This is a genomic window from Alkalibacterium sp., from assembly GCF_046484155.1.
Taxonomy (GTDB): domain Bacteria; phylum Bacillota; class Bacilli; order Lactobacillales; family Carnobacteriaceae_A; genus Alkalibacterium.
Genome location: NZ_JAWOBT010000053.1, coordinates 1 through 11,036, shown reverse-complemented (window position 1 = coordinate 11,036; position 11,036 = coordinate 1). Strand labels below are relative to the sequence as shown.

The window sequence follows — 11,036 nt, the reverse complement described above, 5'->3', positions numbered from 1 at the left end:
ATAGCAAACGGTACCAAAAACAAGTTCGACCGGTTTGCTAATAACTAAATATGACTCTTGACAGCAAAGGGAAGTAAGCATGAGGATGTGATCCTCATGCTTACTTTTTTCAACTTTATAAAGTAGCAACTGATCCGGTCGGATCAGTTGCCTCAACCTTCTTTGCACGTTGGTAGGACCATGCTCGCTTTCAGGGCCGAGCATGACCAAGACAAAGTATAGGGCGGGTGCCTAGTTTGATTAATTTTGGTTGTAAAGTGCCCACTCGGTCATTTCATATACTGAGTAACTAGTATGGTCTTTTTAAGCAACCACTCGATGAAGGACATCTCGCGAGTGTGCAGTAGCAGCATCAATGAGTGCCTACTCAGCACCTGGTTGTTTGCGAGTGGGTCTCAAGGGAGCTCGTTAGCGACCAGTCAACGCATGATGGTTATGGAGTAGTAAGTATAGAGCCCTTCGAATACCCACCCGTTAGTCACTAACTTTTGAGTGGTCATTAGAGAGCGACATAAGCGTTCACCCAGTGTTGGTCTGACAATGAGTGGTCGCTTGAAGTCGACTTAAGTCCCGACTTGAAAATATCAATTCGTTCAGTGGCTACCAAACATTTCAAAAGTGCCCGCTGAAGATTTAAATATTCGTCAGTAGCCACTTATTTTCAATGAAAAGTATCTTCGAAGGGAAAATGGGCGGTTATTTTAGACAACGTGATAGCTTCTACGATCGTTGCCTTTTGGATAAGCGTACCGGAAATCCCCATAATTAGTGCGTCGCGACCAGATACGGTAACGATGAACTAGTTATTGGAGACCTATCAGGCGCAATATGCTGCTCATGTGCTGACTAATTTTTTTAAAGCCACTCAAAATAATCTAGTGTCAAAAAAACTACCCTGGAGAGATTCAAAATCTCTCCAGGGTAGTTTTTTACAGCGCAATTCAGAAATTAGTACTGTAAAACAGGTTCTTTCAGCATTAATTGCATGTCGTAATGTCCAATGGCGTAATCGTAGTAAAGCTCAGACGTTGTTTCAAAACCGAATCTCTCATAAAAATCTTTAAGATAAGCTTCAGCTTGAATAGACACATCACTGTTTGGATGATGACATTTTACGTAATCAAGGGCTACTTTGATCAATTCTTTACCATGACCTTCATTTCTAAATTCTCCAGGGACCAAAACGCGTCCGATTTTTATTTTATGATTTTCTTTGTAAATCCGTGCGTAAGCTTTAATCGAATTTTTTTGTCTTTTTACAAGATGAATGGCTTTTAAGTCGATATCATCCACTTCTTGATAGGCACAGCCTTGTTCAACGACAAAAATTTTCGTACGTTCTTTTATTATTTGATGAAAATCGTGTGCATCTAATTCTTGAAAGTGTTTAAACTGCCACATAACCGAGTGTCAATCTCCTTTATAAATCATATTAGGGTCTATCAATTTGCATGATTTGAGACCCACAACCACAGTATACATAAAAAAAATAATATAACAACCATGAAAATAGGAGTCCTTATATTGAATAGAGAAAATGATAGCTGGGAAAGCTCAAGAGAGCCAATTCTGGTGTAAATACCGGTTTATATTTGAATTATCAACATTTTTCACAATGTTTTTCAATGAAAGCCCTTACTCGCTTGAAAATTCAGTATTTAAGCGTATGATTGTATATAGACTAAAGAAAGGAAGTGTGAAAATGAAAAATAAAGTATTGTTTATAATTGTATTAAACCATATTGATCTATTGGATGATTTATTAATGAGTTTTAATGACGAAGTTGGACAAGCTGCAACAGTCATAGATTCTGTTGGAATGGCAGAGCATTTATCTCAGCTTAGTGAAGCGAGAATATTCTCAACCATCAAGCCTTTATTTATATCTAGCCACACGGAAAATAAAACGATTTATAGTGTGATCCCTGAAGAAGACCTGGATTTGGCTCGCCAAACCGTCAGAAAAGTATTAAAAGACATCGGTGAACCGAACACAGGAATTATGTTTGCTGTACCCGTATTATTTCAAGAAGGTATTAGAGAGTAAGAAATTTTTTAGTAGTGTTTAAATAAAGAAAAGAAGGTTAAAAAGTTGGAAATATCAATTATTTTATATATTGCTATTATGCTCATAGTGGGTTTAGTTTTTGGACAATTAGCAACTCTTGTTAAAATGCCTAATGTTACAGGATATTTAATAGGCGGGTTGCTGTTTGGACCCTCATTTTTAAATGGTCTTACGCCAGAAGTATTGGAACACTTTGAACTTGTCTCAGAAGTTACTTTGGGATTCATTGCGTTTACCGTGGGGTTATCATTCAAGCGAAGTTATTTTAAAAGGGTAGGCTTTACACCGATAGTAATCGCGGCTTGTGAAGCAATCTTAGCAGCAGTCTTTGTGACAACAGCTCTGTTACTTATAGGCGTGGAATTACCTTTTGCATTAGTTCTGGGATCTATAGCAGCAGCAACAGCACCGGCGGCCACCATAATGGTGATCAAAGAATATAAAGCAAAAGGTCCGGTAACCGAAACCTTACTGAGCGTCGTCGCATTGGATGACGCCTTTGCGCTAATATTATTTGGTTTCGCTGCAACAATTGCTCAATCGCTATTAGAGGTTCAGGGCGAGATCTCCTTGTTCTTAACCGCGCTCAGTCCATTCCTGGATATATTTTATTCTGTAGTAGTGGGTGTGGTATTGGGATTCCTGATGAAATGGCCGTTAAAGTTTTTCCGAACAAGTGGTAATCGCCTAGCCATTCTAATTATATTTGTGTTTTCAGCAGCCGGATTATCTTTATCATTTGGCATTTCTGAATTGTTAACGACTATGATCATGGGAGCTACATTGACGAATATCTCTCCATCTTCATCCTCAATGAATGAATTGTCCGATCGTATAACTGCGCCAATATATCTCATGTTTTTTGTCATTGCCGGAGCGCAGTTAAACTTAGCCGTTGTTCCTTCTGTCGGTTTAATTGGGATAGTTTATATTACGGTGAGAGTTATCGGTAAAATTTCTGGTGTGTATATTGGAGCTAAGCTAACACATGCTCCTGAAACAGTTGCTAATTATTTAGGCGCAACACTTATCCCACAAGGCGGAGTTGCGATCGGGTTGATAGCTGTCGCACAAACGATCGTACCCATGTACGGTCCTCAGATAAGAGCTGTGGTGCTGAGTGCTACTCTGATTTACGGACTGATCGGACCAATTGCTACTAAAATAGCGTTGACTAGAGCGAGAGAAATATCTCCAGAGAATGAGTGAGCTTCCATTATATGTTTTGTAGCTCCTCATTTTGCTGATAGTCATTATTGAACCACTCATGACTAAAGTCAGGAGTGTTCTCGGCTGTTTTATAAAAAGTCATCAGGTCAGCTGATAATAATAGAAACTAATAGATACAAATAAACAGCATCTTTTATTTTAGATTAGAAACTATTCTTAATTAAAATAAAAGATGCTGTTTTTCGTTTCACAGCTCATAAAGAGAGCTGTGGAACGTTTTTTATTGCCCAGATCTTACCGTATAAGAACTAGGGTGGCAGGAAACCCATCACCAAGATAGGGCTCACGTTTTTCCTGATTCGAGAATCATTCCGGCATGTTATTTTAGCGAATAGTACAATTCAGGTTGCAGCACACCAGCTGTTATTAAATACTTGAAATAAATCGCGTTATTGGTCATAATTAAATTTAAGGGAATAGGAAAGCGCTTTAACGGTGTGTCGGTGTTAAATGTTTAATGGTCATCATATAAGAAAGAAGGGATATAATATGGAACTTGTAGTTATCGTCTTGAATAAAACTGACTTGTTGAATGAGATCTTAACCTTGTTTATGCGTTATGAGATCAAAGGAGCAACAGTCCTTGATAGTAGCGGGATGGGGCATCTTATTTCTAATCAGTTTCCGATGTTTTCAATGTTCGCGGAACTTGGCGAAGAACGCGAATCAAATAGCAAGACCATCTTCACAGTCGTTAAAGATGAAGCAGAACGAAATGAAGTTCTTTCGATTGCTGAAAGTGTGTGTGGCGATTTAGAAAAACCAGATAATGCCATCTTTTTCAGTGTGCCTGTAAACTTTACAAAAGGAATCGAATTCTAATTATAGAGAAAATATGGAAAAAGGAAGGTTATAAATATGTCATATACTTTATATATTGCAATTATTCTGGTTGCAGGAATGGGAGGAGGCAAGCTAGCAAAAAAACTGAAAGTGCCAACGGTCACGGGTTACATATTAACAGGATTGATACTAGGCCCGAGTTTTTTTAACTTCATAACCTCAGAGGTCCAGCATAATTTAGAATTTGCTAATGAACTGGCACTGAGCATGCTGGCCGTGTCAGTAGGAATGGAACTTCATTACCGTGTATTTAAAGCTTTTGGGAAGAATCTAATTAAGATGTCTTTAGGAAATACATTTTTTACAGCTATTATCGTTTCCCTTGTAACATGGCTTCTTGGTATGCCGATCCAATATGCATTGATTTTAGGTCCGCTCGCGATGTCTGTATCACCTTCTGGGGTGGTATCTATAATCAAAGAAACTAAAGCGGAAGGTGAAATGACTCAGAATCTGCTGGGACTCGTAGCATTTGATAATCTGATCACTATTTTGACCTTCGGTGTAATGGTATCATTTGTTCAGTCTATGGTAAATGATACAGCGGCTTCGATCGTCATGCTCGTCGGTTCGGTTGTTTTAGATATTTTATTTGCAGCTTTAGTTGGAATAATTGGGGGAGTATTTGTCTCTTACTTTATAAGAAAAGAGATCAGCAATGACAAGCTATTGGTTTTATTATTAGCGGCCCTGCTCTTTAATTCGGGTATTGCAGCTTACTTCGATTTATCGCCGATTTTAACTGATATGATTGCTGGGGTTACGATTACTAACCTGACAAACAGGAAAATACTTATTGCGACACTCCTTAATCGTATCGAACTGCCTATATTCATCATTTTTCTGACCTTAGCGGGTGCACACTTGGATATTGCCATTTTAGGTCAGGTCGGACTGATTGGTGTGGGTTATATAGTGGCTCGTTCATTTGGTAAATATGCAGGCATTTTCATCTTTTCTCGCTTCACAACAGTCAGTAAAAAAGTGCAATACAATTTAGGGTTTGGTCTGTTTCCGCAAGCAGGCGTAGCGATAGGGTTGGCAACGATTGCTGAACGGAGCCTTCCGAATGTCTCGGGAGCAATCACCGGTGTTGTCTTGACCGGTGTCGTTTTCTTTGAAATATTTGGTCCGCTGCTCTTAGGTAAAGCGCTGAACAGAGTAGGCGAAACGCAAGAGTAAGTAAAAATAATGAACATCAGAGCACACTGCCATCCAGTGTGTTCTTCTATATTAGTGACGCTCCAGTTTTTCTTTTCGAGGGTTCTGCAACAGAGGGATGAGAGGGGAATTAAAATGCTGGAATCGGAAACTTGCAGGATCAGCTAGCCAGTAATGAAGGAACGGTCTGAAAATCAAAAGAGGAACCTGTAGTAGAAATTGCAGTTGAGGATAGGGAAGAAATCATCAGCAAATTATTTGAAATTCATTCTTTCGGATCACCTTCCCGAGTTTATTTTCAGCTGCTCTTCATAAGGGGATTAATTGCTACTATTGTCGTACTTAGGATTATGATTTTTAAAATGGTGAAGCAAAGCGTCGACATGATTATGAGATAGCATCATCGCCGGGTCTGATTGGCATGGATATCATAATAGTTATGGTGAACCTGAAGCGGATAATGAGGCCTATCAATGAAAAAACTTAAAAAGACAGAGATAGTGAAGCATTCAGTAAGTGAATTTCGAGTAGGCCTGTCTTTTGTTTTTATTCTACTGTGATATGGGATCTTTTATCTCGATTATACCGTTGTTTTTCACCAGCCGCTGACTAGTGTCAGGTGTTTTTTATGTAATGAGAAAATCGCTTCTAACCATTGTATTTACTAGCTGTTTAGTATAAAGTGAAGAGAGTGTTTTTGTGAAACATTCAAGTGTTTCACGACTGAATAGAGAAAGGATTTTTGACGAATGACTCCAGAAGAATTTCAGTCCGAACTTAAAAAAAGAGACATTCCGATCACAGAAGCCAAGATGCGTCAGTTTGAACGTTATTTGGAACTGCTGCAGGAATGGAACGAAAAGATGAATTTAACTGCGATTACGCAACGTGAAGAAGCTTACTTGAAACATTTTTATGATTCATTGACTGCAGGGTTGTATGTCGATTTTAGTCAAGGGGTCCACAGTCTATGCGATGTAGGCTCAGGTGCTGGTTTTCCCAGTATCCCCCTTAAAATCATTTACCCTGAATTACAGATCACGATCGTCGATTCACTTAAAAAACGCATCACATTTCTTGAGGAAATAGTTGAGGAATTGGGTCTGAGTGACGTCTCTCTGTATCACGACCGTGCAGAGACGTTTGGTCAAAACAAACGGTTCAGAGCCTCTTTCGATTTCGTTACGGCCAGAGCAGTGGCACGTATGAGTGTTTTAGCTGAATTGTGCCTACCATTACTAAAAAAAGAGGGCACGTTTATTGCAATGAAAGCGACGCATGCGCCTGAAGAGTTGGATGAAGCCGTAGCCGCGATCGGATTACTTGGCGGAAAAGTGAGAGAAACCCATTCGTTTGAGTTACCGGAAGATGCGGGTGAACGCACGATCATCCTGATAGATAAGAAAACAGAAACACCGAATAAATATCCAAGACGACCAGGGACTCCCAACAAGAGCCCATTAGCATAAACGAATAGAGCAGAAAGTTTGGAGGAAGAACATGGGACAGATTATAGCTGTTGCAAACCAAAAAGGTGGCGTAGGAAAAACAACGACTACGGTCAACCTTGGTGCTTCTTTAGCCTATAACGGAAAAAAGGTATTGTTGATCGATATGGATGCTCAAGGCAATGCAACCAGTGGGTTAGGCATTAAAAAAGGCGAAGTAGATAGAGATATTTATGATGTTTTAATTAACGAAGAACCGCTTAAAGATGTTGTGTTGTCATCAAGTCGAGATAATTTGAGCATTGTCCCCGCTACGATACAACTAGCTGGGGCAGAAGTAGAGTTGACTAGTTTGATGGCGAGAGAAACACGGCTGAAAAGAGCTGTAGAGACAGTGAAAGATGATTACGATTATATTTTGATCGATTGCCCACCATCTCTTGGTCATTTAACAATCAACGCGTTCACAGCGAGTGACTCTGTCCTGATCCCCGTGCAGTGCGAATATTATGCATTAGAGGGATTAAGCCAGCTGCTTAATACGGTCCGCTTGGTACAGAAACATTTCAACAAAGAGTTGAAAGTGGAAGGCGTGCTCTTGACCATGCTGGATGCCCGTACAAATCTTGGATTCGAAGTGGTGAATGAAGTAAAAAAATATTTCCGGGAAAAAGTCTATGCAACAATTATTCCACGTAATGTACGATTGTCGGAAGCGCCTAGTTATGGTTTGTCAATTATTGACTATGACATTAGATCCAAAGGTGCAGAAGTCTATCAAGAATTAGCGAAGGAAGTGATGGATAGTGGTGAATAAGAAAAAAGGACTAGGCCGTGGCATTGATGCCTTATTTGATGTGCCTAATTTTGATGAAGAGGTCGATCGCAATGATGAACGCGTACAACTTATTGATTTAGCTGAAATCCGTCCCAATCCATATCAGCCCAGACGTCATTTCGATGAAGATGCGCTGAATGAACTGGCTGCTTCTATCAATATTTCTGGGGTGCTCCAACCGATCATCTTACGTCAGTCATCTGTTAAAGGCTATGAAATCATAGCTGGAGAAAGACGGTTCAGAGCATCCAAGATTGCCGGCAAGGATAAAATACCAGCCATCATTAGAGAACTGAATGAAGAAGTCATGATGCAGGTGGCTATTTTAGAAAACCTGCAGCGTGAAGACTTAACGTCTCTTGAAGAAGCAGAAGCATATAATATGATGATGGATAAATTATCGATGACACAGGAAATGGTAGCTGAAAAGTTAGGTAAGAGTCGCTCGTATATTGCCAATCATTTGCGTTTACTGTCACTACCAGAAGAAGTGAAGCAGCTGGTCCAGGAAGGGCAGCTCTCTAATGGCCAAGCACGCACGCTGCTTGGACTGAAAGATAAATCCAAAATCAAAAAACTTGCCAAACGCGCAGTCAAAGAAAAATTAACGGTGAGACAGCTGGAACACTTGGTTTCAGAAGCGAATCAACACCCTAAAGATAAACCTGAAAAGCCACAGGTGGCAGAGAAATCTGTGTATATTCGCAAATCAGAAGAGTTATTGACTGATAAGTTTGGAACGAGTGTGGCGATTCGCGAAAAAGGAGAGCAAGGGAAGATAGAAATCGAATACGTGTCTCCTGATGACCTGAATCGTATCTTAGAAGAATTGAATATTGATTTAAACTAAAGAACCAAGGAGGCTAAATGAGATGGAAAAATCCTATGATTTACACGATGTCGTCGAAATGAAGAAGCCGCATCCTTGTGGAACGAATCGCTGGGAGATCATTCGCATGGGGGCTGATATTCGTATCAAATGTACGGGATGTGACCATTTAGTCATGATGCCTCGTCGAGAATTCGATAGAAAACTGAAAAAAGTCTTGAAAGACTAATTATTTTAAAGAAAGTGAAAGGTGAACATATATATGCCTTTAACAGCAGGAATTGTTGGGTTACCCAACGTAGGAAAATCAACACTATTTAATGCCATCACGAAAGCAGGAGCAGAGGCTGCGAACTATCCTTTTGCCACGATCGATCCGAATGTCGGGATCGTGGAAGTTCCCGATAAGCGCTTGAACCGCTTAGCGGAACTCGCGAACCCGAAAAAAGTCATACCGACTACATTTGAATTCATCGATATTGCGGGAATTGTCAAAGGAGCAAGTAAGGGTGAAGGATTAGGAAATAAATTTTTAGCAAATATCCGTGAAGTGGATGCGATTTGTCACGTCGTGCGTTGTTTTGAAGATGAAAACATCACACATGTATCAGGTCGAGTCGATCCGGCAGAAGATATTGAAACCATCAATTTAGAATTAGCCTTAGCCGACTTGGATGCCGTTGATAAACGTTATGAAAAGGTGAAAAAACAAGCAAGAACCAAGGATAAAGATGCGGTTGAGATGTTGGCCGTTTTAGAAAAAATCAAACCTGTGCTTGAAGAGGGAAAACCCGTGCGCATCCTTTCATTTACAGATGATGAATTACCGCTACTGCGTTCACTCTTCTTGCTGACAAGTAAACCGGTTCTTTATGTGGCTAACGTTGCCGAAGAAGAAATCGCTGATCCTGAAAGCAACAAGCACCTGCAGACCGTCCGCGATATTGCGGCAGAAGAAGGGGCTGAAGTGGTCGCTATTTCAGCAGCCATCGAAGAAGAAATTGCTATACTGGATGATGAAGAAAAAGAGATGTTCCTGGATGATTTAGGTGTAACTGAACCGGGGTTAAACAAACTGATTCGCACATCTTATGACTTGTTAGGTCTAGCCACTTTCTTTACTGTCGGACCTCAAGAAGTCCGCGCATGGACCTTTAAAAAAGGGATGAAAGCTCCACAGACAGCCGGTGTCATTCATAGTGATTTCGAGCGTGGCTTTATTCGTGCTGAAACCATTTCCTATGAAGACTATGACCGTCTGGGGAGTGAAAAAGCTGCTCGTGAAGCTGGAAAATTCAGATCAGAAGGAAAAGACTACGTCGTGCAAGATGGCGATGTTATTCTATTCCGTTTCAACGTTTAGAAAAAGGAGAGTATGTTAAGTATGTCTAAAAATAAAAACGTCATTGAACAAGACGATCAGTATGATTACGTTGAAAAAGAAAAAGAAAATGCGACTTTATTTGATCAGCTGACGAATAAGAATCAAGAATACATGATTAAATTGAATCGTCAACTTGACGATGCCAACATGTCTGGTGAACGTAAGACAGTGATCCTGAACGATATGCTGAAAAACATTGTTGCTGAACAAGCGAATCATGTAACAGCGAGAACACTTTACGGGACAGCCACAGATCAGGCCCGTTTTCTCATTGAAGGGAAAAAAGGGGTTATAGAGCAACCCGTAGAACGTTCAGAATCGTGGAAGATCTATCTTGATGGGGCCCTGCTATTAGGTGGAATGTTCGCCATTATAACCGGGATTTCATACCTTACGGGTAATGAAGAAGCCGGTTTAGGTTTTGTTACTCTGCTGCTTAACTTTATTTTAGGTGGCTTTGCCGTTATGATAATCACCAAATATGCACCGAAACCTGGTGTTAAAGGTGGCTTCTTGAAATATATCCTAGCGACAACCTCAACGATGGTTATATGGATAATGCTGATGGCCTTTGGCACGGCGCTGATTCCACCGGCTATTAATCCGGTTATTCCAGGTCCGTATACTTTGGCGATAGGGCTACTCGCTTTCTTAGCAAAATGGTATCTGAAGAAAAGACTGGATATCAAGGGAACGTTGATTTAAAAGGAACGTCAATTTAAATAGATAAAAACACCTTTATCCACGGATAAAGGTGTTTTTATCTAATTTGATTATTGAAAAGCTGTTTAAGTGCCCGCTCATTCAGGTGATTTTACAGATGTGATTGCTTTACATACGCCTTTACATATTCAATGAACAAAAGAGAAGTGACCCGGCAGGCCAGCTACGTCGGAGTCGAATTGAGCGAGAGCTGTCTCTTCTGATACAAATATCTTGAGCAGTGAATATGTTTTGAGTAGTAATTAAAGGTCACTGTGTCAACCCTTATTGGATACATAGCTATTAACTAATCCCTTTATATTTTAAATTTTTCCGTTTAATATTCGCAATTACCCCTACCATTATGATACAATGATAAGGGATAAATTAGAAAGTTCTCATATATAAAATGGAGGAATTCAGATGACAAAGAACACAACAACAGAACTGATACAAGAAGTTGTCGATTATCTAGTCGAAACAGATACATCCGATTTATCAAGCTGGGGAGAAAACCGTAGCGACTGGTTGAA

General features: G+C 40.0%; 11 protein-coding genes. 10 read left to right on the top strand and 1 reads right to left on the bottom strand.

All coding sequences use genetic code 11. The annotated features are described in order from the left end of the window. Positions 1-948 precede the first annotated feature (948 nt). Positions 949-1,401, bottom strand: a complete 453-nt coding sequence (locus tag R6U02_RS04440; protein ID WP_410262433.1) for a GNAT family N-acetyltransferase — start codon at positions 1,399-1,401, stop codon at positions 949-951. A 136-nt stretch (positions 1,402-1,537) separates the two neighbouring features. Here R6U02_RS04440 and R6U02_RS04435 point away from each other — a divergent pair, with 136 nt between their 5' ends. The 10 genes from R6U02_RS04435 (at position 1,538) to R6U02_RS04390 (ending at position 10,506) form a co-directional block, all read left to right on the top strand. After that, positions 1,538-2,047, top strand: coding sequence for a hypothetical protein (locus R6U02_RS04435; protein WP_410262432.1), 510 nt, complete (start codon positions 1,538-1,540; stop codon positions 2,045-2,047). Between the two features lie 45 nt (positions 2,048-2,092). After that, positions 2,093-3,277 (top strand): cation:proton antiporter, encoded by a 1,185-nt coding sequence (locus R6U02_RS04430; RefSeq protein ID WP_410262431.1) that lies wholly within the window; start codon positions 2,093-2,095, stop codon positions 3,275-3,277. Positions 3,278-3,787: 510 nt separating this feature from the next. Continuing rightward, positions 3,788-4,120, top strand: coding sequence for a hypothetical protein (locus R6U02_RS04425; RefSeq protein ID WP_410262430.1), 333 nt, complete (start codon positions 3,788-3,790; stop codon positions 4,118-4,120). Positions 4,121-4,156: 36 nt separating this feature from the next. Continuing rightward, entirely contained in the window at positions 4,157-5,323 is a 1,167-nt protein-coding gene (locus tag R6U02_RS04420; RefSeq protein ID WP_410262429.1) for a cation:proton antiporter, read from the top strand. A 728-nt stretch (positions 5,324-6,051) separates the two neighbouring features. Further along, a complete protein-coding gene (rsmG, locus tag R6U02_RS04415; protein ID WP_410262428.1) occupies positions 6,052-6,771 on the top strand; it encodes a 16S rRNA (guanine(527)-N(7))-methyltransferase RsmG in 720 nt (239 codons plus the stop codon). Between the two features lie 31 nt (positions 6,772-6,802). Then, positions 6,803-7,567, top strand: coding sequence for a ParA family protein (locus tag R6U02_RS04410; protein WP_410262427.1), 765 nt, complete (start codon positions 6,803-6,805; stop codon positions 7,565-7,567). Next, the gene (locus R6U02_RS04405) at positions 7,560-8,438 is read left to right on the top strand and encodes a ParB/RepB/Spo0J family partition protein (RefSeq protein WP_410262434.1); all 879 of its coding nucleotides are present in this window, start codon (positions 7,560-7,562) and stop codon (positions 8,436-8,438) included. Before R6U02_RS04410 ends, R6U02_RS04405 begins: the two co-directional genes overlap by 8 nt. A gap of 22 nt (positions 8,439-8,460) precedes the next feature. After that, the gene (locus R6U02_RS04400) at positions 8,461-8,646 is read left to right on the top strand and encodes a DUF951 domain-containing protein (protein WP_410262426.1); all 186 of its coding nucleotides are present in this window, start codon (positions 8,461-8,463) and stop codon (positions 8,644-8,646) included. A 33-nt stretch (positions 8,647-8,679) separates the two neighbouring features. Beyond that, positions 8,680-9,780 carry a redox-regulated ATPase YchF gene (gene ychF, locus R6U02_RS04395; RefSeq protein WP_410262425.1) on the top strand — a complete coding sequence of 367 codons (1,101 nt, stop codon included), beginning with the start codon at positions 8,680-8,682 and terminating at the stop codon, positions 9,778-9,780. 21 nt (positions 9,781-9,801) lie between these two features. Beyond that, positions 9,802-10,506 (top strand): DUF1129 domain-containing protein, encoded by a 705-nt coding sequence (locus R6U02_RS04390; protein ID WP_410262424.1) that lies wholly within the window; start codon positions 9,802-9,804, stop codon positions 10,504-10,506. Positions 10,507-11,036 lie beyond the last annotated feature (530 nt).

Bases quoted from the DNA above. Each gene is read 5' to 3' on its own strand.
- R6U02_RS04440 (WP_410262433.1), bottom strand. From the start codon at position 1,401: ATGTGGCAGTTTAAACACTTTCAAGAATTAGATGCACACGATTTTCAT.
- R6U02_RS04435 (WP_410262432.1), top strand. From the start codon at position 1,538: ATGATAGCTGGGAAAGCTCAAGAGAGCCAATTCTGGTGTAAATACCGG.
- R6U02_RS04425 (WP_410262430.1), top strand. From the start codon at position 3,788: ATGGAACTTGTAGTTATCGTCTTGAATAAAACTGACTTGTTGAATGAG.
- R6U02_RS04420 (WP_410262429.1), top strand. From the start codon at position 4,157: ATGTCATATACTTTATATATTGCAATTATTCTGGTTGCAGGAATGGGA.
- rsmG (WP_410262428.1), top strand. From the start codon at position 6,052: ATGACTCCAGAAGAATTTCAGTCCGAACTTAAAAAAAGAGACATTCCG.
- R6U02_RS04410 (WP_410262427.1), top strand. From the start codon at position 6,803: ATGGGACAGATTATAGCTGTTGCAAACCAAAAAGGTGGCGTAGGAAAA.
- R6U02_RS04400 (WP_410262426.1), top strand. From the start codon at position 8,461: ATGGAAAAATCCTATGATTTACACGATGTCGTCGAAATGAAGAAGCCG.
- ychF (WP_410262425.1), top strand. From the start codon at position 8,680: ATGCCTTTAACAGCAGGAATTGTTGGGTTACCCAACGTAGGAAAATCA.
- R6U02_RS04390 (WP_410262424.1), top strand. From the start codon at position 9,802: ATGTCTAAAAATAAAAACGTCATTGAACAAGACGATCAGTATGATTAC.